19 protein-coding genes are annotated in these 18754 nt (G+C 50.6%); 9 read left to right on the top strand and 10 right to left on the bottom strand.

The annotated features are described in order from the left end of the window. Positions 1-70: 70 nt before the first annotated feature. From GJU83_RS18420 to GJU83_RS18410, 3 genes are all read right to left on the bottom strand, one after another. The gene (locus GJU83_RS18420) at positions 71-1384 is read right to left on the bottom strand and encodes a replication initiation protein (protein WP_228715211.1); all 1314 of its coding nucleotides are present in this window, start codon (positions 1382-1384) and stop codon (positions 71-73) included. A 932-nt stretch (positions 1385-2316) separates the two neighbouring features. Further along, positions 2317-2664: a GNAT family N-acetyltransferase gene (locus tag GJU83_RS18415; protein ID WP_228715210.1), complete on the bottom strand. Its 348-nt coding sequence runs from the start codon at positions 2662-2664 to the stop codon at positions 2317-2319. 127 nt (positions 2665-2791) lie between these two features. Beyond that, positions 2792-3115, bottom strand: a complete 324-nt coding sequence (locus GJU83_RS18410) for a type II toxin-antitoxin system TacA family antitoxin (RefSeq protein ID WP_153634930.1) — start codon at positions 3113-3115, stop codon at positions 2792-2794. Positions 3116-3472: 357 nt separating this feature from the next. Between GJU83_RS18410 and GJU83_RS18405 the strand changes: the two genes are divergently transcribed. Next, positions 3473-4438: a DNA-binding protein gene (locus GJU83_RS18405; RefSeq protein ID WP_104272349.1), complete on the top strand. Its 966-nt coding sequence runs from the start codon at positions 3473-3475 to the stop codon at positions 4436-4438. Then, on the top strand, positions 4435-5145 hold the full coding sequence (locus tag GJU83_RS19185) for an HNH endonuclease family protein (protein ID WP_306344530.1): 711 nt from the start codon (positions 4435-4437) through the stop codon (positions 5143-5145). The genes GJU83_RS18405 and GJU83_RS19185 overlap by 4 nt, the downstream gene beginning before the upstream one ends. 33 nt (positions 5146-5178) lie before the next feature. On the opposite strand, the gene GJU83_RS18395 is transcribed toward GJU83_RS19185, so the two are convergent. The 4 genes from GJU83_RS18395 to GJU83_RS18380 are packed head-to-tail and all read right to left on the bottom strand — an operon-like array spanning position 5179 to position 7857. After that, the gene (locus tag GJU83_RS18395) at positions 5179-5784 is read right to left on the bottom strand and encodes a hypothetical protein (protein ID WP_153634929.1); all 606 of its coding nucleotides are present in this window, start codon (positions 5782-5784) and stop codon (positions 5179-5181) included. Then, positions 5781-6194 carry a hypothetical protein gene (locus GJU83_RS18390; protein WP_153634928.1) on the bottom strand — a complete coding sequence of 138 codons (414 nt, stop codon included), beginning with the start codon at positions 6192-6194 and terminating at the stop codon, positions 5781-5783. Before GJU83_RS18390 ends, GJU83_RS18395 begins: the two co-directional genes overlap by 4 nt. Then, a complete protein-coding gene (locus tag GJU83_RS18385; protein WP_104272353.1) occupies positions 6191-7144 on the bottom strand; it encodes a ParB/RepB/Spo0J family partition protein in 954 nt (317 codons plus the stop codon). The genes GJU83_RS18390 and GJU83_RS18385 overlap by 4 nt, the downstream gene beginning before the upstream one ends. Beyond that, the gene (locus tag GJU83_RS18380; protein WP_099620033.1) at positions 7141-7857 is read right to left on the bottom strand and encodes a nucleotide-binding protein; all 717 of its coding nucleotides are present in this window, start codon (positions 7855-7857) and stop codon (positions 7141-7143) included. The genes GJU83_RS18385 and GJU83_RS18380 overlap by 4 nt, the downstream gene beginning before the upstream one ends. 494 nt (positions 7858-8351) lie before the next feature. Between GJU83_RS18380 and GJU83_RS18375 the strand changes: the two genes are divergently transcribed. The 5 genes from GJU83_RS18375 (at position 8352) to GJU83_RS18355 (ending at position 11098) form a co-directional block, all read left to right on the top strand. Then, entirely contained in the window at positions 8352-8501 is a 150-nt protein-coding gene (locus tag GJU83_RS18375) for a hypothetical protein (protein WP_153634927.1), read from the top strand. A 5-nt stretch (positions 8502-8506) separates the two neighbouring features. Further along, positions 8507-8866, top strand: a complete 360-nt coding sequence (locus tag GJU83_RS18370) for a hypothetical protein (RefSeq protein WP_146083436.1) — start codon at positions 8507-8509, stop codon at positions 8864-8866. A gap of 26 nt (positions 8867-8892) precedes the next feature. Continuing rightward, positions 8893-9303: a hypothetical protein gene (locus GJU83_RS18365; RefSeq protein ID WP_104272360.1), complete on the top strand. Its 411-nt coding sequence runs from the start codon at positions 8893-8895 to the stop codon at positions 9301-9303. A gap of 99 nt (positions 9304-9402) precedes the next feature. Continuing rightward, positions 9403-9765 carry a hypothetical protein gene (locus GJU83_RS18360; protein WP_153634926.1) on the top strand — a complete coding sequence of 121 codons (363 nt, stop codon included), beginning with the start codon at positions 9403-9405 and terminating at the stop codon, positions 9763-9765. 169 nt (positions 9766-9934) lie between these two features. Then, entirely contained in the window at positions 9935-11098 is a 1164-nt protein-coding gene (locus GJU83_RS18355) for a hypothetical protein (protein ID WP_153634925.1), read from the top strand. Between the two features lie 549 nt (positions 11099-11647). Here GJU83_RS18355 and GJU83_RS18350 read toward each other — a convergent pair. Further along, complete coding sequence (locus GJU83_RS18350; protein ID WP_153634924.1) at positions 11648-12526, bottom strand: PEP-CTERM sorting domain-containing protein; 879 nt, start codon at positions 12524-12526, stop codon at positions 11648-11650. Between the two features lie 909 nt (positions 12527-13435). On the opposite strand from GJU83_RS18350, the gene GJU83_RS18345 reads away from it, so the two are divergent. Together GJU83_RS18345 and GJU83_RS18340 are read left to right on the top strand one after the other, a co-directional pair. Then, positions 13436-15115 carry a DUF4942 domain-containing protein gene (locus tag GJU83_RS18345; protein WP_153634923.1) on the top strand — a complete coding sequence of 560 codons (1680 nt, stop codon included), beginning with the start codon at positions 13436-13438 and terminating at the stop codon, positions 15113-15115. 152 nt (positions 15116-15267) lie between these two features. Further along, positions 15268-16830 carry a hypothetical protein gene (locus tag GJU83_RS18340; protein ID WP_153634922.1) on the top strand — a complete coding sequence of 521 codons (1563 nt, stop codon included), beginning with the start codon at positions 15268-15270 and terminating at the stop codon, positions 16828-16830. Positions 16831-17398: 568 nt separating this feature from the next. Here GJU83_RS18340 and GJU83_RS18335 read toward each other — a convergent pair. Then, positions 17399-18058, bottom strand: a complete 660-nt coding sequence (locus GJU83_RS18335) for a hypothetical protein (RefSeq protein WP_153634921.1) — start codon at positions 18056-18058, stop codon at positions 17399-17401. Next, a complete protein-coding gene (locus GJU83_RS18330; RefSeq protein ID WP_153634920.1) occupies positions 18034-18516 on the bottom strand; it encodes a hypothetical protein in 483 nt (160 codons plus the stop codon). Before GJU83_RS18330 ends, GJU83_RS18335 begins: the two co-directional genes overlap by 25 nt. Between the last annotated feature and the right edge of the window lie 238 nt (positions 18517-18754).

Genomic DNA, 18754 nt, shown 5'->3' with positions numbered 1-18754 from the left:
CGGCACGGCCCTGGATCTGCACTGAATGTAAGTTGGCCCTAGTTATCCCTCTGGCCTTGTTGCACGACGATCAATCAGTACTGGAGCCTTGGTATCTCTCCACCTGTTGATTGACCGAGTAGTTCAAAAATTCGGAGTAGCTGGAGAACCTCTCTCCCCTCTCCTTTTCAGCGGCAACCAAATTACGGAATTCTGCAGGAGTTGCGCAATCGTGAAACAGCGGATGCTCAGGCTTCGATTTTGTAGACTCGGTCTTTGGATCTTGGTCCTGAGCAATGGCGTCCAGGGGCAATTCCGGATCCGCGTAATTTTCTCTTACTGCAGTGACGAACCACCCTGCAGGATTGCTCAGGGTTTGAGACCGATGGTGAGCTTTGGCCAGGGCCAAGTTTCTTACGATTCGGTCCTCATCGAACTTAGAGAAGATTTCTCTGCAAGTTGCGTCGGTGACGCCGAGTGCTCTCAGATCCGAATAAAGAGGGTGATTAGGCAGATCTTCCAGAGTGTCGATGGTTTTCCACTCGAACTCTAAGGCAACCGTTTTACGGCCGTGCTTAATTTTCTTTACGTAGACCTTTTTGAACTCGGTGAACTGCTCAATCTGGGCAATCGCCGGTTGAAGTACTTTCTGGTTGAGATTGGCGAACCGCTCGTATGTCTCGTGGTTGTAACCCATCAACTTGGAAAAGTTGTCCCAGCCGTTGCGTGCAGCCAATTTGGGATCGAGGCCCACCACCCGGTTGCCGAACTTGCGATATTGCTGGAAGAGCTCATAGAGTCGGATCGCGTAATTCGATTTCATCCGAAGAATTCGACCAAGCTCATACAGAGTGAAGCGTCCGACCAAGCCAATAAGGAAGGGCTTGAGCTCTTCACTGAATTTGATGCCGAATGTCCCTCGCTCGCAGTAGGCTTTGGAAACCCACTGGTACATGCGCCACTCCCCGGTATCGTCGTTCCGGATGGTGACTTGCTTACTCATAATCCCTTTGGAAATCCGGCGCAGATCTCGGTATGCGTTTTTCGGATTCAGCTCCAGGTGCTCGACCAGATCTTGTACCTGAAAAACCTGTTCATGGAACTGGGTCTGATCCTTGCGGATCTGTGCCATGGCAACCAAAAGAAGTTTGTGCTCTTGGCTGGTGAGCTCGAATTGCGCCTCAACGAGTGCGTTGGCCTTGGCAACTCGCAGTTTTGGGGTGTTTTCGTTCAGTGGAATTAAATCCAGCTGGTGACTGGCTTCAGCTGCTTGACCCACGGTGAGCCCCATATAGATGAAATGATGGTTTGAACAAATATCACCCAACTGATTTCGCTTCAAGGGCACAAAGCCAGAAGCAACCAAAGGATGGTCAAAGGCAACCTGATGACGGTTTTGAGGCAACCAAATGACGCCGTGAATAGTTGATCAGAGGAAAGCTGGCTGATTTTCGTGCAATATGGTCATGTTATCGATGTTTATTGCACCTATCTTCCACCTCAGGCCGTCATCAGGTTGCCTGAAGTGTCTCGCCACGTTGAGTGACTCTGTAATTTCCGAGGTTCAGCCTGGAAAGACCGTCTTTGAGTTGCCCAAACCGGCGTGATTACCGTCATTGAGTTGCTTTTCGAGGGCTTGTGTCGTTTCCATGCCGTCATCAGGTTGCCTTTTGCGGCGTATGGTTCAGGAAAAGTGCGTTCGACCGTCATCGAGTTGCTTTTAAATCTGCCTGCGCTCTCTGATTTGACCGTCATCAGGTTGCTTTAGTCGACCCAAAACGTCATCCGGTTGCCGATTATTACCCTGAAAACTAATGAAATCAGGGTTAAGCAGCCTATAGGGCTCTGTGAAGCTGACTCTGAAAGCGCTCTGCACCCCTCTGAAACGCCGTCATTTGGTTGCCCCTCCCAGTCTATGACTGCCAAGAACCCGCCTCCAGGGAAATTCCCTTGCCGGCATCATTTGGTTGTTTATCGCCGTCATTAAGTTGCCGCCAAACGTCAGTGAACGGCAATTTCCCCGTCATTGAGTTGCTTCAGACCGTCTCGAAGGTACTGAATCTTCATTCAGGTTGCCTTTCTTTTTCTAGCATCATGTTTCTTCTGGATTTTTTCGAGAAGAAACAAACATAACTACATAAATAGGAAATAGTGCAAACATGGCTTATGGACTTCTATCTCTGATACAGGCACACCAGCGACCGGCAACCTGGATGATGCCGTTGTAACTGCTGCCCCGGTCTCCAGGACCCCGTTAGCTGGAGCGCATTGCCTTTCAAAGATGGATTCTCTCTAAAAGCAATACGGTCTGCAGACCAGTGATAAGCGACGAGCGATCTACGCCATGCCTGCAATGAAGTTGCATACGCCTATCGGGAGCCACAGCTTCAGGCCGGTCTCATCGATGATCTCAAGGTCGTCACCTGCCCTATCAAGGTAAAACGCTTTGGCATCCTGGTCCTTGGCATCAATAACCAAGCCTACGCCACCTACGGCATCTGAAATCTCAGCTGCGGTAATGATCGAGTAGGTAAAAAGACGTTTACCGCACCCCTGCCCCTTGTACCGGATATCCACCGCCATTTTGGCGAGCAACAGAGCGGGTACCGGACTCTTAAGTTTACGGCCGGCAAAGCACTCATCTGGAATGTCGATTGTGGTGGGAGTCAGCGTTACAAAACCCATGACCCTATTTGAGTCTCTTGGATCCTCCAGGACAAATGTCCTTGTCATCCTTTTGGAGTCGGATGACCGCGCGCTGTTAGCTAAATAGTTATTCAGTTGTTCATTACCGCAGTCAAAATCTCTGCGGTTATGCCTCTTCTGAATCGGTGTAAGTTTCGCTCGCATCTATCGTTTCCCTGTAATCGAGCGCGTCCTGAATGAGCTTGCTTGACTTAGGTTTCCGAAGTCTTTGATCCATCAGACTCAGCATTCGGTTACCGGTCTCAACGGTCACCTTGATGCGTGTCATCTGTTCAATAACCTTATCTGCCCTGTCCATGGATGACTCAATCACAAATTGTGACAAGGTCACTCCACTGAGCTCAGCCGCTTGCGCTATGTGTTTTTGGATCTCCGGACTGACTCGCGCAACAAGGCGCGGATCAGCAGATCCGTTTCCCAGCTTGGTCATGATTGGCTCCTAGTATTTATCGTTGGCTGGCTCAGGCGACCCTGTTTTAAAGCCCGGGTTTGGCAAGTGCGTGCGACGAAATACAACCTGTTTCCTCTAACTGTTGCCAGCATCATTACTCTACTCTGCCCTTGCTCAAAAATCAATCTGTGTGACGTTTAGGCACACAAGCAGTGCGCTGCGTTCAATTTGATTGCTGCGGATTGATCTGTGCGCCCAAGATGCGCTCCATCGAAAACATCGTGGCTTCTTTGTCTTTAATTTATTTCTTTATTTGTTTATTTGTTTATTTGTTTGTTTGTTTATTTCTTATAAAACGCTATACTTGATGCATATCCCTACTAGTTCGAGGTTCATATGCGCCCTGCGGAATTTGAAGACGAGCAAATCATCGAAGCGGCCAAGCGGTTGTTAGGCGCCGGTCGGCGAGTAACCGGTTTTGCCTTGAGAAAGGAAATCGGGGGCGGCAACCCGTCGCGATTGGTGAGGGTTTGGGAGGACTACCGCCAGAGCCAGGAGGTTGTTGAAAGCGAGCCCGTCCAGGATCTGCCTGTTGAGGTTGAAGAAGCACTGAATGAAATGACCAGCTCATTCCTGGATCAGGTCAGAACACTTGCGATCAATCTTAACAACCGTGCTGTTAAAACCGCAGAGCGACGGGTAGCCGATGTCATGAAGTCGGCCAAGGAGCAACAACAAAGCGCGGAAGCAGAGCTGATTGATGCCACAGCGGCCTTTGACGAGCTAGAAGGGCAAGTGCAAAGCCTTCAGGAAGCGCTTGAAGGCACGAGAAAGGAGCTTCAGTCAGTCAATGATGACCGGAAAGAGCTCGGCAACAAACTGGTAAAGCTGGAAAAGGATCTTGCTGTTTCGGAACAGAAGTTAAGCAAAGAGCAAGAAAAGGCCAGTGATTTGAAGGGTGAGGTTGCAGGTCTCAAAAAAGCTAATGAGAGCCTGGAGAGCGACAAAGCTGATCTTCGAAAACAGCGGGATGGTTGGGCGACGATAGTAGAAAGCCGTGAGGAAGAGGCAGCAAAGCTGAGTCATCAGTTGTCGGAGGCTCAAGGGATGCTGCGTGAGCTTGAGGCTGAAAAGAAAGCGATCGCCGCACAATCGGAAGAACGAAAGAAGGAGCGTGACGAAGCCCGCTCCGCCCAGAAGGAGGCCGAGAGACTAGTCACCCAACTGGAAACCCGGCTGGCAGCCAACGAAACCCAGAACAAAGAGACCAAAGAGGAAGTGCACGAGTCTCAAAAGCCAGGAAATGAATCTCGGTCACCAGAAAAGGCCTCGGATCCAAGAAAGAAGGGAGGTAAATCGTGATTGGGTGCCGACCTGCATGGCTACTGATCTTAGTTTTATCGGCTCTGCCCTTGGTTGGGGCAGCCGATGTGATCAAAAAGTCCGGGTCGGGTATTTGCCATGATCCACAGAGCCCTTGGTACGAGGTTGTTAAAAACTACCAGGGATTCCGGACCCTCAAGGCGTGTACGCAGTCTGGTGGTCGCCTGCCCAAGGGAGCCAGTGCTACTCAGGAAGAAATCAAAGCCCAGGTTTACAGTCGTGCTCACTATGGAAACGGGTGGGCGGATGACGATGGTGATTGCCAAAATACCCGCCACGAACTCTTGGTAGAGCGCTCTACCGCGCCAGTTCGATTTAAGGACGAATCCAAATGCACTGTCGTGTTTGGGCGTTGGATAAGCCCGTTCACCAATCAGGTCATTCAGGATGCGCGCCAGCTAGATGCCGATCACCTGGTCCCGCTTTCATGGAGTTGGCAAAGAGGTGCCTCGGAATGGTCCGTTGAAAAACGAGAGGCTTTTGCCAACGATCCGTCTAATGTGCTTATCGTAGAATCCTCCCTCAATCGATCAAAGTCCGATAAGGGGCCGGACGAGTGGTTGCCGCCAGAGGGCCGGTGTGGCTATACGGCGAGATTCACGAGGATCGTATTGAAATATCGACTACAGCCAAAGCCTGATGAGAGCGCCAGAATTAAAGAAATCTTGGAACAGTGTCGAGGGTAGCAATGGGGTCGACAATCAATGTCGACCCCCTATTTATGCACTGGCTTTCACTGCTTTTAATTCAGAAATGAATTGCTCTACCCGATCTGCATCCTCATTGTTGAGAATCGCGAAAACAGGACGCTTCTGGGCCCCCTCTTTCACGGTGGCGCTTGCAAATTCGTGCTCGTAATCTTTCACCTGCTTTGCGACAGTTTTCGGGATTTGCACAGTGATCGTCTCCAGATCCGGCGCGTCATCCAGGATGCCAAGAAACAAAGCCTTTTCCTTAGCTTTGGTCACCCCGATGTTCACTTGTTGCCGTGACATTCCAAGTAAACGGCCGACTTGGGACATGCCATAGCCGTCAACCAGGACAAGCGACAACGCCATGAAAACCCAATACTTGATGTATCGAAACTCTGTGGTGATCGACACAAGCTGCAATTGAGTGAACATCGGTTGTTCGGTCGGTGCCACAGCGTGCTTGAACAGATCCACAAGGACCTGATAATCCCTCTCTGCATTTGGAGCGTCTCGCTCAAACACTTCCAGAGTTGGTACGCCTTCAACTAGAACGCGGTAAGCGCGATCTTTCAGTTCCGGAGAAGGCTTTACAGCCCTTACTGCCTTGGCGAAGGATTGAGGATGAATATTCATTGACCTAACCCCGCGTATGTCTGAACAGCTGCCCGTTGTGTGTCGGATAAGGGGATAGAGCTCAGAAACTCCGTGAAGGCTTGCTCATCGGATAATGCCTGCCGTTCGGAACGCCAGGTCTTCCAAGTTGCGATGGCCTGGTCGTCATCGGTTGGCTCGAATCCGTTATCCAGTGCCAAATCGAGTGCGGCCGCGTATGCCCATTTCGGAACGATCCGGGTGCCGTCAGCCCAGGATCGGAGGTGTTTGCCTCTCAAACTGTCCCTCTCAGCACCGTAACGGACTCTGCCGATATCGAGAATGCGTTGAGCGGTGACATCGTGGCTTTCCTGTGGCCCGAAAACCGCCAAAACGTGCGCAAAGAACACGCGGCCATCCCCTACTCTCTGTTTTTTGGTTTCATCGCTCATAATTTACCGCCAAACAGCGCTTCGCCGATTTTCTCCCAGTCTTTCTTCCAGCTTCTTGGGACTTTGAAGCGCATGGCGTTGCCTTTCCCATCTTCAATTTCCAACACGCCCTTTTCGGCCACATTCACTTTCTTGGCCGAGAACGTCATTGGTTTCGGCGTCTGGGGTTCTTGCTCTTTCTTTGCAGGTTTGGACCCTGGTACTTCCCTGCCCTCTTTAAGCGCTTTTACCCTGGCGGCGTACTTCTGTTCAGCCCCGGATGAAATTTGGCCAGCTTCAAGGATTTTCTGGGCTTCGGCCGCGGCGTATTCCTGATCGAGTTTCCATAATTCAACCAGGCTGCCAAGGGTGTTCAGGTTGGTCAGCGCTTCAGCGCGAACCAGCATCTGGATTTCTTCGGGACCGTTGAAAATCTTCAGGCGTTTGCTGAGATCGGTTTTCGAGAGATCCAAGTCTTCTGCGGCCTCGCCCTGCTTTTTCCCGGACAGTTCCACATACCGTGCACAGGCTTTGATGTCTTCCCAGGGTGTCAGAGGGCGTCGATCATCGTTGTCAGACTTCTGCTTCCGAAGAATTTCTGCCTGCTCTGGGGCGGTAAGCTCCGCCGGCTCATACTCATAAACAATGGCGTCGATATATTCCCAACCGGCTTTTTGGGCAGCTTTCCAGCGGTTTTCGCCGTTGCGGATCTTGTATTGATTAGGTCCGGTCATCACCACGGTAATGGGTTGATGCTGCCCGTCCTTTTGGAGCTTGCGCGCTAGAGAATCAATGAAATTAGGATCGAACGTTTCGCGCGGTTGGTTAGGATCCGGGGTGATCGATGAGATCAATACACGACAAAGTTCCCCAGTCGCGGCAATAACGACGGGTTTGCTAGTTTCCCTGGTCTCAGTGGATTCTTTTCTGCCGCCACCCAAAGCGGCTTTGAGGCCTGCCTTTTTGCTCATGCCTTGCCCTCATCCAGGTCCTTCAGAATTTCGTCGGCCAAGTCTCGGATGTCGTTTGCAGACTCCGATCGCTTGGCATAGTCAACGATGCCCTGGCCGTAGGCGTGGGCTTTCTTGAACTCTTCAGAGCGACGAATGGTTGTCTTGAAAACTGGGTAGGGGTAGTCCTCCCCGAATAACTCCAAGGCCATCCTGGTTAAATCTTCATTGGCGCGGGTACTGGTCAACAAAACCCGGAAAAACGGAGCTCCATCGCGAAACTCTTGAATCTTGCTGAGTGATTCCACGCAGATCTCTGTTGCGCGGAAGTCTGCGGGTGCGGGCTGCAGAGGAACAATGACGTAGTCTGCCATAGCCATAACAGCGCTATTGATCTTGCTGGCTTTTCCGTCTTCCTCATCGTCCATATCAACAATGATGCCTGCGGTGTCAATCAAGATGATGTCGTTGGAACCTTCATAGGCTTTGATGTTGACCTTGATCATCGGGTCATACATTCCAACCACCGGTACTTTGGCGTTATCACCCGCCAAACTTTGCCAGTGGACACAACCACCTTCTTTCTCGGTGTCAGCGATCACCGTGGAGTACCCGCGATTCACGAATTCACAGGCCAGGTTAATAGTGGTGTTGGTCTTGCCGACGCCACCTTTTCGGTTGATTACTGCAATTTTGATGGGGCGTTTGAGCTTAGGGGCAAAGGGCTTCGCCATTGGGTAGGTCCTTCTGTTAGGTCGCCACGAGTACCGGCGAACGTGAGTAATGGCTCATCCTACCGGTTTTTTTGTCAAACTTTCAACAAAAATACTTTGACTCGAATCAAATAGTGCCATCTAATATAGAACTATATGAAATTGGAGAGTTTCGAGATGAATCTGGTGACGCGAAACGGATTGTGGTGTGTTGTATTCGAAGGCGATTTGGGCGAACAGTTCCAGAAGACTTTTGGCTCCAACGTGGTTCCCCTGCCCATTGAGTCCTCTGTTCCAAGGAGCCAGGCGCTTGAGCATCTGGAAAGACATAAAGATTCTTTGAGCATGGATCATCTGTTTCCGGCCGGAAACTCCAGGTGACGGCTATTGTTGTTCTGAAAGATAATCTAATCTTTTTAGGCTTTAAAGATATACAAAAAGATTGACATAGAAAGGCGATAAAGTTACGCTTAAATGGCATTCAAATTGGTTTACCGCAAAGCGAGGTAAGTTAGATGGAAAAGGTAAAAAGGGGTCAGACGGTCCGGTTGGGTCGAGTGCTGGCCAAGGTTAAGCGGGTCTATAAAAACACCCTGGTTATTGAGACACGAGGCGGTCGTCTGAGAGTGGCCAGGGAAGATGTCGATATGGCATGGGGGGCGTGAAAGTGATGGCCGAGAAATTCGTAAATCTACACCAGCGTCGGCTCGTGCTTATAGAGACGATGGGCAACCTCGATGAAGAAAAGCGCCGCCTGAAAGCGCGGATGTCGAGCGCAACAGACGAAGTAAAGCGGCGAATTGGGAATGAGATCGAAGAGCTTCAGCAACAGCGCGAAGCAGCACGGCTAGAGCTGGCAGAGATAAATCAGGCCATCAAAGCCAGTAAAGCGGTGAAGCATCGCGGAGGCGCCGATGTCTCCGTTTCGCAAGTGTTTGTTGAGCTCGCTCGAAGACATCTTGAGAAAGAAGACTTCGACTACTTGTATCAGCAGTCCCTGCAAGCCGCCAACTGCGCGAACGATCTTTAATACCCTTCTGATTCGAGGAAAACCCTATGCCACAAGTAAATGTTATCGACCGCCCTACCCTGAAAAACGTCATTCGTCCGGCACTGGACGCGAAATTGGCCGAGCTTTCAAAAGAGCTTGGGCTGCAAATTACTTCGGGAAGTGCCACCTACGGTGATACCACGGGCAGTTTTAAGCTGAATCTTGCGACCATCTGTGAAGACGGCGTCGTAATGACGCAAGAGCGACAGGCTTTCCTGGACCTCCATGAGCTTTATGGTCTGCCCGAGAGTGCACTGGACGCCGAGATCACTTTGTCAGGGCTTCGGCTCCGTATAGCCGGCATTCGGACTAAAGCGCCCAAAAATAACATCCTGTTGGCCAGTCTCGATGGCAGCGGGAATCGTGTTGCTCCACTGAGTGTTGTAAAGGCAGCGTTGAAGCGCTCACAGGGCTGAAAAGGAACTTAGTAATGCGGGTCCGTGTTGACCCGCATTTTTTTACACCTGTTCCCGATGGAATCAGGGCGTCAGAAACCAAAGGAAGGGGGTTACACAATGCACACGATGAAGCGACTCGCCCGAGACCGATTTTTAAGGTTCGCTGCGCTAACTCTGTCCAATCATGAAGAGGGCGCTATTTCGCTGAGTGATGCTGTGCGGTTGATTGAATCCCATGGGGACGGGATGGCCGAGGCGTTTGGCGCAGTGGAACAGTTCGAACTCGTGAAAGTGGTTGAGGAGACCAGAGCAGACGTAAAGCTTTTCCTCGAAACCCAACATGGCGTCTTCGACTATCAGTGGCTGATCATGAGCGAGCGGACGGTTGGCCGATTTCAGCAGCTCGTGAATGAGCTGCCAAAGTTTAGAAGCCTGCGGTACCGAAGGCTCCAGGAGCGCGTTGGAAGATCCCTGATCTGATCTTCGGGCTTCGTCTTCAGAGCACCTACCCTCCCCGCTTTCTTGCTGTTACTGGGCAAAGTTATTCGCCATTTTCGTGGATAAATCGGTGGAAATGGGACCTAAAGAGCTGTTTTTATTGCTGATAAAACGGCAGTCAAAAATTGATCAAGTCTAAGGATGGAATTGAATGAAGAACTTCAAACCTATCATTATTGCCCTTGTGGCTTTGGCAGTCTTCGGATGTACTAGTGAATCTGAGCCAGATCAGGTTTCTCAGGCTGCGTCTGACCGAACCCCCGACGAAAAGAAACCCCAGGCATCCACGCGCACTGGGGATCCCGTATCTGGGAAAATTCGGGATGTTCAATTCTCCGTGGAACAGGCCATCCTGAAATCAGGTACGTTGGAGTTGCGGCAGGGCTCAGACTTTTTTGCTGATCTTTCTGCAGAAATCGTATTGTTTGACGATAATCCGGCGGGCGACGGGTTCAAAGTCCCATCGGACGGGCCAGGCCTAGTGCCGCACCTGCGCTTGAAGCAAAAGCTTGAAGATCAAGGCGTGCCTGACACCCAATCGCTGATGGGAAGCTATCAGCTGGACCTGGTGTTCGGAGATTCTCAGCCACTCGGAGTACCCTTCTCCATCGTGTTGACCGCCGAACAACATGGGACAGAGCTGCGAGGAAGTGGTTTCGCCACGTATGGCGATATCAAGGTCATCCAGGGGAAGTTAGATACTACCTACCAAAGTCTGGACACGTTGAAGCTGCTGGCAAAACGATACACCCGGCGGAATTATGAACGTCTCACAGTATTGAATGACTTCGGTACGACACTCTATACCAACGGTTCCGCTAACCCGGCGACCGCATTTGTTGGTTTAGAGGCCCTGGACGGTAATGACGAGCGAAGGTTGGTCAAGCTTCAGTTCATCATGGGCCAGAATGGCTGGGAAGTGGCGAACGAGCTGGAAATCGACCAGATCCATGAGGCTCATCCCGTGTTGTCGGAGCTGAAAGGCAACCTCAGGACGGTTGAGGGTGCAAAGGTGCGGGGTGTTGCTGGGGATAGATTCGAGAAAGAGCTACAGGCGAAGGCTTTGGTGGGCAGAATTCGGGGTACTTCAGTAAATTGTTACTTATCTGAAGCTGCGAATAAAGCCAGTTGCAGGGCTGCCGGGAGCCTGGTGAACGAGGGTGGATATGACTGTTTCAGGCGCTTTTATCTAATGACGAACTACGGTCCCGGGTGGCGTTACGAAACCGACTTGGAAGAGACACAGAAGGTGGATTACAAGACGGGACAAGTCGTGGAAGGTCGAGCCCCTTCTCAGTATTCTTGCTCCGCCTGATCCAGTTCCCGCATGCCAGGACAGCGAGTTAAGTAATAGTAAGCACTTACTACGGTTCTTGGCTCCTCGTTTCGTCCTGCTTTTTCATCTCGAAAGCCCTCCTGATAAACTGTATATTTATACAGTTTATCAGCGAGTGACATTGTGGAATTCCGCCGACGACATAATACCTATTTTGCCACCCTCAATGCTTACGCCTCTCACCAGCCAATTGGTGTGGTCACAGCCCACGAGATTGAAGTGAGATCATGGCTCGGCATTGCCGATCGGGATGTCATCCGCAGACTCCCATCGTTTTCAGCTGTGCTCCTGGATATAACATCGTGGCGGCGGATGATTCTGGAGCCTTATCAAAGGCTGGGACCAGGAATATATATGGTGGGTGCGGCGATCGATACAGGCGTGATCGGCGTAATGGACAAGGGGCGGCCAATGGTTCGGATGGTTCGGAACAAAAATGACCGGCTGGACAGATCGGGGTAGCCGCCCTGCCCTGCCCTGCCCTTGCGAATAGATAGAACTTTTACCTCTCTTTGTTGTTAGCTTGCTTTAAAGGTTTTTTTTCCTCATAAAGAACACGCCAGTTAACCCAATTCCAAAAAGAGCGAGGCCTCCAGGTTCGGAGACTGGAACAGCATCATTCAAATAGCGATATTCCTCAGCCAGAATTAGAGAGGCATTTGAATCGCCGACACTATTGAGAGAAAAGGTCAGAAATGAGTGGGATCCTTGGAAGAGTTCAGCACTAAACTGAGCGAAATATAGTTCGTTCTCATTGAATTGGTCGTTTGATGATTCCCAGATGGTTTCGCCATCAAGATAGATGCTCAACCAATCTCCGTCACCTATATCGGTCCATAAAAACGGTACATAAAAATCACCCGAAGCGGATGAAAAATCCAGTCCAAAAATCGAGAGCATCAAGTAATCAGGGGATGCCTCTTCTAGCCCAATTCCGGATACTTCAAGCTTGCCCCTTATTCCGCCATTTCCTCGAAACTCCGTGTTGGGGATACGTCTAATCCCATCTTCATTTGGGCCTTCCGGAGTTATCACAGTGCGTGGTTGTCCGTTCTCCTCCCGTTCTCTCAGAAGTTGAAGAAGTGGGTTAACGTTTTCTGATGGATTTGTTTCAACTTCACCAATTTGTGAGGGGGCAATGGGCGCTAGATCCAATGTAAAGTCGGGCCCGCTCTCACCTAAATCGAAAAAGCGCTGCCCCGAGTCTTTACCAGGATAAAAACTATCTTGCTCAGCCCAATACGCATCGCAGCTTTGATACTCGATAAACCGTCCGGAAACGACCTTTGCTTCGTGTTTTGCGACGGTAAAGGAGAGGGCTGGATCCCAATTACTGCCCTCTGTACATAGCAAAGCTGAGGCGGGGAAAGTGGCTGAGGCCAGTATTATCGAGGCAATCCATCTCATGATTCTTCCCTCAGAAAAACGGGTTTGGTCTGTAAAGGCAATTGCTGTGCCTGATGGGCTCCAAGCTTAGGATATCGGGAGGTTAGGCGGCGAGGTGAGCTGGAATCGATGGAAGTTGGAAAGAAACCTGACGCTTCAAGAACAATTAGCAATTCGTATTGAATTTATTCCATTGAATCTGCCTAACGACCTTAAGTGAAGGACAGGTGGTGCCGGGTGCCCCCGGCCAGGCTCACCACTGAGCAGGTGACGCACCCGAGAGACCATACTGCGGTGAACGGGCATCCTTGCCTCATCTCGACCCAACGAGATAGCCAGAGTGTACCTGGAGTCGAGTTTATTGCCAGTAGTACGTTTTGATCATGCCAAACGGTTCATGTTTCCGGGCGGAAACGGATCCCCCGGAAACTAGAAAGGGTTCGGGTTGCTTCTTTTTCTCTGCAAGAGCGATTGTTTGTTTTCTTCAAAAAACCGATTGATCGCCTGCTGGACATATTGGATCTGGGAGCTCAATCGATGATCAAGCGCCGAATACCGGTCATCGATCTGCACTTTTGGGTTATCGTCCGTAAACCAGAGCTTCGTTCGACAGGGCCCTACCCCTGCCGGCATGCTATAGAGGTTTATGTAGTAGCGAGGTTCTGAATTTAAAGAAGCAGACCATGCGTTGATCTTCACCCTGTAAGGCCTACAACTCCGCTCAATCTGCCCCATCTCTTCCCTGGAAATCATATCGCCGCTCTCTATGCGTTCACCCTTCTGACTCAGGATAGCAGCGGACGTTATGGGCGATACTAAAGATATACCCAAAGATTGACAAAATGCGGACAAAATGTGAGTATTTGAGGGTGCCAGTAGTTAGCTGGCAGCGCGTTCGCCGGCGTCGAGGCGAGTTAGGAGAATCCCATCATGAGTACACTTGCGCTTGTTTCCGCACTGAAAGACCATTCCGAAGATTTCGAGTTTTATCCCACTACCGATGAGATGTTGAGTGCTGTCCGAAAGGACATACAGGCAATTCTTTCGGATCCGTTCAGCGACAAATACCCTATCTTTTCGGCGCTTGATGTCGGTGCTGGGGACGGGCGCGCCCTAATGCGTCTGACTGACGGCGATCGATATGCCATTGAAAAGAGTCTGATGTTGGTTGAGCGCCAGGACCGAAGCATTGTCACTGTTGGAACTGACCTATTCGCCCAGGTGCTTTTAGATCTGCGATGCGATGTGATCTTTTCGAACCCGCCCTACTCTCACTTTGGAGCCTGGTCAGAAAAGATCGTTCGCGAAGCTAACGCAAAGCTTATCTACCTGATCATTCCGGTACGTTGGCAGAACGATAAATCTCTGCAGTCTGCCATTGAAAGTCGAAAGGCCGAAACCGAAGTTTTGGCTCAGTTTTCTTTTGATACCCCCGATGCCGACCGTCGCGCGCGCACTGTCGTTGATGTGGTCCGAATCCGCTTAGATAAACACAGCCACAATCGTGGCCGGAGCTATCGGTCTAACGAGTTGCGGGTAGATCCGTTTGATCTTTGGTTTGAGCAACACTTTGCCCCTCAATCTACGGTCGCGGATTGTTCCAATCTTGATCCAAAGGCAACCATTGAGGCCAGAGCCAAGAAGCGTATCAGTACCGGCCGGGAGTTAATCACTAGTCGCGGTCTGGTGCAGGCGTTGTCTGATTTTTACCAAAACGATCTATCGGATTTGGTCGGGGATTATGAGCGGATCTGCGGCCTCGATCCGGTGTTGCTTGGGGAGCTCGGGGTAAGCACCGAAGCCTTGGCCAAAGGGCTGAAGCTCAAGATTGAGGGCCTGAAGCACGTTTATTGGCGTGAGCTGTTCGAGAATTTCCGGCCGGTTACCTCTCGGCTGGCTACGAAGACAAGGCAAAGGGTTATGGACAAATTACAGGCCTCGATGAGCATCGATTTCACGCCGGATAATGTGCATGCGCTCTGTGCCTGGCTCATTAAAAACTGCAATCAATACTTTGATGACCAGCTGATTGAGCTCGTGGAGCGAATGACCAAGAAAGCCAACGTCATAAATTACAAATCCAACGTCAAGACGTTTGCCGAGGAAGGCTGGCGTTACGGGCGCACGCCCGAGATCGAAAGGTACAAACTCGATCATCGGATTATCCTGGAGTGTTGGAAAGCGCTGGATTATGGGTATTTTGGAGATCAGTCCCCTACCCTCGATTCTACCGTGGCAGACCTTTTGAACGATCTAATGACCGTTGCTAATAATCTGGGATTTGAGACCAGGCATGAGGCGCCAGCGGGCCGGCGGGAATGGGAGGCCGGCCAGAAAGTGCTTTTTCATTTTACCGACCGAAAGACCGGGCAAAGAGCTGTCGCTTTCGAGGCAAAGGCTCACAAGAAGGGAACGCTACATCTGAAGGTAAATCAGCGTTTGATGTGCCGGTTGAACGTGGAATTTGGGCGCTTGAAAGGATGGGTGCGAAATGCCCAGGAGGCCGCTGACGAAATGAATATTTCTGCGACGCAAGCGCAAGCGGCCTTTCATTCGAACTTGCGGCTGGGTAATGATGCATTGCTGGCTTTGGCAGCACCGCTTCCGTAAAAAGTTTCCGCCCGGAAACAAATTGGATGCAGCAGGGATTGGTCCTGCTAGGCTAAAGGCGACTAAAGACGAAGGCTCGCGCGATCGCGGGCCTTTTAGTTTCCGGCCGGAAACTCACCTTAAAATACACGCCACTTGAACAAGGACAGTAAATGGAAAGTATCAGCGGCGAAAGGCTTCAAACCCTCCTGCAGACGATTTTGCAGTGTCGAACCCCTGATGAAGCAAGCCAATTTCTTAAGCGCGAAGCGAAAGATGGCGCTGAGATTTGCTTCGATGCGGTGGATTGGAAGCAGTTGCGGAGCGACATTGGCCAAAGAGATTTGAAATTTCCTTTTATTGGCTGGGGCACCAGGACTCTGCATTTCGGTAAGTGTGACTTCGGCGATGGCGATATTACGTTTGCAGGGACGTTCCAAGGCGCTGTCGTGTTCCAGGACGCTCATTTTGGAAGCGGAACCTTATCCTTTGCTGGATCCTCGTTTGATGTATTTAAGTTCAAGGGGGGCTCCTTCAGTGGCCAAGGCAAGGTTCTGTTTAACGGTGCGAGGTTTTACAACAATGCCGAGATTCAGATTCAAGACTTAGGCGAGAAGCGTTTGAGCTTTGGGCCATTTAAGAAACCTGGGCAAGCTGACTCCTGCTGTGTGATGCAGGGTCCAAAATTCCACTTCCAAATCAAAGCTTCGACGGGCACAAGTATTTCATTCCGTGAAGCCATTCTGAATGTAGGCGACCTGCTGCTGGACTTCGCGGGCGCTTCAAATCTGTCTCAGGTCGACTTCACAAAGACGGAATGGCGAAGCGGGAACGTATGCGTGAATGGCCTGCGACTCGGATTCCCGGATCATGAAGGGACGAAGAACCATTTGCGCTTCACCGATGCCAATTTCGAAGAAGTCAGGCGGCTGCGCTTCGATGGGCTCGGCATGGTAAGCGGGCATATGATCTTTGCGTTTACCAGATTCCCTGAGCGCGCAATAACAGAACTAAACTTCAGTGATCTTGGCCCTGGTGAGGTGGTATTCAAACAGGCCCACTTTCCTGGAATACTGGAATTTAGTCAAAAAGACGGAGAGGTGTTTACAAGCGAGCTCTCTTTTCGAGGATCCACCTTTAAGGGCCCGTTATTTATTAATGGTCTGAAGTTTGGACCTGTTCCAAATCTAGTGGGTACTGAATTTCAAAAACACCTCAGTCTTACTGATGTGGAGTTTGGCTCCCAGATGACCAGCAAGCAAAAGCGGCAGGAGCCCAACAGGGGCGCCAAACTGCAGCGAATCAAAGAGCTTGCAGAGGCTAACAAGGATCATGGCCTGGCGTTGACGTGTCACGCCGAGGAAATGCGATTTAACCGTTTTCGCAGGAAAGGAGTTGGCAGGTTTCTCGCGGATACGCTCGACCTAATTTATGAGTGCACTTCCAACTATGGGCAATCGATAGCTCTACCGATGCTTTGGCTCATTTTTACTTGGGCGGGTTTTGGCCTTATCTATCGTTATGTGTTCGATAGCATCGAGTCACCGTTGTTGTTCTCGTTTGCATGGACCTTCCCGTTTCTTCCTGCTGCGGGTGTTTTGCGCCTCATTGGGTTTCGGAATATTTTCGAGGATGCGGAACCCGCACTGTATGCCTTGATGGCAGCCCAGGGCTTGATTGCAATCGCGCTTATCTTTCTTATAGGTCTCGGATTTCGGAATCGATTCCGGATCTAATAGATATAAGTTTCCGGCCGGAAACTCAGCGGCGTCACGTCGTAGAAGGCCTTCCATCCAGGTTCTACTTTCTCCGATGAGTATATAATATCATATAGGGATGTTAAGCGACCTTTGAGGGAAGAAAAGCATGATTAATCAAGAGGCCCATTGCCAGGGCTATGGTTTTCGAGAGGGTCAATCGTGAAAGTGGAATGCCCCGAATTCTGCGGCGCCGTAATCGCCCAGGTCGCTGATGAAATAGGCGGCACCGCTGCTACCAGTTACTTGCCACCCAATTACTCGGGAAGTTGTGCCGTCCTCTCTCAATCGTCGTTTGAAACGATTGCAATTCTCCCAAACGGACTGGAGGCCTTTCGAGTGGCGGCATATGCGATTACACCTGATGGAGGCTTTGGCTCAGTGGAGATTCAGCCTTCGCTTGAATGTGAGACTCACAAAACCTTTATGGACTGGTTTGGCTGAGATCGGTCAGAGGGTGAGCGGTGGTTCGATAGTGTTTCCGGCCGGAAACAAATGAGGAATGGGAGCTGCTCCACCAGGAATGGCGTAGACTAGAATTGAAAGCCTACGGGCATGCAGCGTCCCCTAAGCACATGAGTTCGTAGGTCTCTTCAAGTTCAGTGTTTTTGTCAGGGCTGCGGGTTGGGCAGTTTGGAAGAACATCCGGATCACTAATGCGGACTTCTTGCTTCGCAACGAAGTCTTTCCCATCTATGTCAGGATTTACGATTTCTATTTCCACTGATACCAAAGGATTGAGGCTGTATGATTGGATGGCCGCCGTTTTGCTCATGCTTGTTTGCGTCACAGCTGAAGCCGAGAATGCGACACTCGGTTCAGAACGCGATTTAGAGACTTCAGGAATCGGGTTGCGGCAGAGCTTGATGTCAAAATGGCCGGTTGAATAGGGCGAGATGTGAAAAGGGCCGTTGGAACCATTGGTGTTGATTTTAAGCATGTTTCCAGGTTCGACCCAGATTTCACCGAATGGCAAGCGCGCGCCCGTTGTGGTTGTTCCGGTCGAAAAAGTGATGCCTCCTGCATCGAAGGATTCACCGGTTGGGTGAGAGCCTGATACGTTTATATCAACCCAACGAATATCCATTTGGTATGGATTTCGATTGGTGATTTCGACAACGAGAAGGGCGGTTGAGTCGGTAACCCTTTTCCGAAAGGTCACTTTTGGCTCAACCCAACCGCTCATTTCTTTGGGTTTGCGATCCAAGCCTTTCGGGCTTCGATGGTGCTCAGCAAGGATTCTACAAACTCGGCTCGTTGTTCTTCGCTTAGTTCAACGTTATCCAGGACATCGCGAGTAACGCAAATCGAGTCTTGGTATGCGCTTCTCACTTCGGCTTCATCCGCACTTATCAGGGATTTGTAGGTAGCGGATCCTGTGATGCTGTTATCGGTACTCGAACCGGCCTTACCTCCGATTTCAACACTGCCGTCGATCGTCTCAACTGTCTTGGTACGAGCTTTTAAGGCAGCAGTAACTTCGGCATTCTTCTTCAGAATCTCATTGAAGGTTAGCTTAACTGTTTGGTCCCGATACCTCGCGAATGGAACACCTGGGCATTCGCTGTGAAAAGCGATTTCGCCTTTTGGTAGCTCTGGTTCTCGTGGTTGCGAGGAACAGGCAGAAAGCAACAGGGCTGAAAGAAGGCAAAGTAGATATTTCATAACCAAGTTCCCTTTGTTGTTCATTACAAAAAGGTCGGTAACCAACAAACTTCTACCTTGAAGATAATTTAATCCTATATGGTTTCGTAGAATTGGCAAGCTGGCAGAAAGTCGGCGTAAGTTTCCGGGCGGAAACTATCTAATGCATAACTGAGGCGGAGAGGGCGCGCCCTTCGGGTCGGGCTTCTCCGGGTTCGCTATTCGCTCATCCCGCCGTTGGCGGGACTGACGCCCTCCG

Origin of the sequence: Marinobacter salsuginis, from assembly GCF_009617755.1 — a bacterium.
Taxonomy (GTDB): Bacteria; Pseudomonadota; Gammaproteobacteria; order Pseudomonadales; family Oleiphilaceae; genus Marinobacter; species Marinobacter salsuginis.
This window is presented reverse-complemented; position numbering and strand designations above follow the sequence as displayed.

Bases quoted from the DNA above. Each gene is read 5' to 3' on its own strand.
- GJU83_RS18405 (WP_104272349.1), top strand. From the start codon at position 3,473: ATGCGCCCTGCGGAATTTGAAGACGAGCAAATCATCGAAGCGGCCAAG.
- GJU83_RS18350 (WP_153634924.1), bottom strand. From the start codon at position 12,526: ATGAGATGGATTGCCTCGATAATACTGGCCTCAGCCACTTTCCCCGCC.
- GJU83_RS18385 (WP_104272353.1), bottom strand. From the start codon at position 7,144: ATGAGCAAAAAGGCAGGCCTCAAAGCCGCTTTGGGTGGCGGCAGAAAA.
- GJU83_RS18345 (WP_153634923.1), top strand. From the start codon at position 13,436: ATGAGTACACTTGCGCTTGTTTCCGCACTGAAAGACCATTCCGAAGAT.
- GJU83_RS18360 (WP_153634926.1), top strand. From the start codon at position 9,403: ATGCACACGATGAAGCGACTCGCCCGAGACCGATTTTTAAGGTTCGCT.
- GJU83_RS18340 (WP_153634922.1), top strand. From the start codon at position 15,268: ATGGAAAGTATCAGCGGCGAAAGGCTTCAAACCCTCCTGCAGACGATT.
- GJU83_RS18370 (WP_146083436.1), top strand. From the start codon at position 8,507: ATGGCCGAGAAATTCGTAAATCTACACCAGCGTCGGCTCGTGCTTATA.
- GJU83_RS18415 (WP_228715210.1), bottom strand. From the start codon at position 2,664: ATGGGTTTTGTAACGCTGACTCCCACCACAATCGACATTCCAGATGAG.
- GJU83_RS18395 (WP_153634929.1), bottom strand. From the start codon at position 5,784: ATGAATATTCATCCTCAATCCTTCGCCAAGGCAGTAAGGGCTGTAAAG.
- GJU83_RS18375 (WP_153634927.1), top strand. From the start codon at position 8,352: ATGGAAAAGGTAAAAAGGGGTCAGACGGTCCGGTTGGGTCGAGTGCTG.
- GJU83_RS18380 (WP_099620033.1), bottom strand. From the start codon at position 7,857: ATGGCGAAGCCCTTTGCCCCTAAGCTCAAACGCCCCATCAAAATTGCA.
- GJU83_RS18410 (WP_153634930.1), bottom strand. From the start codon at position 3,115: ATGACCAAGCTGGGAAACGGATCTGCTGATCCGCGCCTTGTTGCGCGA.
- GJU83_RS18355 (WP_153634925.1), top strand. From the start codon at position 9,935: ATGAAGAACTTCAAACCTATCATTATTGCCCTTGTGGCTTTGGCAGTC.
- GJU83_RS18390 (WP_153634928.1), bottom strand. From the start codon at position 6,194: ATGAGCGATGAAACCAAAAAACAGAGAGTAGGGGATGGCCGCGTGTTC.
- GJU83_RS18365 (WP_104272360.1), top strand. From the start codon at position 8,893: ATGCCACAAGTAAATGTTATCGACCGCCCTACCCTGAAAAACGTCATT.
- GJU83_RS18330 (WP_153634920.1), bottom strand. From the start codon at position 18,516: ATGAAATATCTACTTTGCCTTCTTTCAGCCCTGTTGCTTTCTGCCTGT.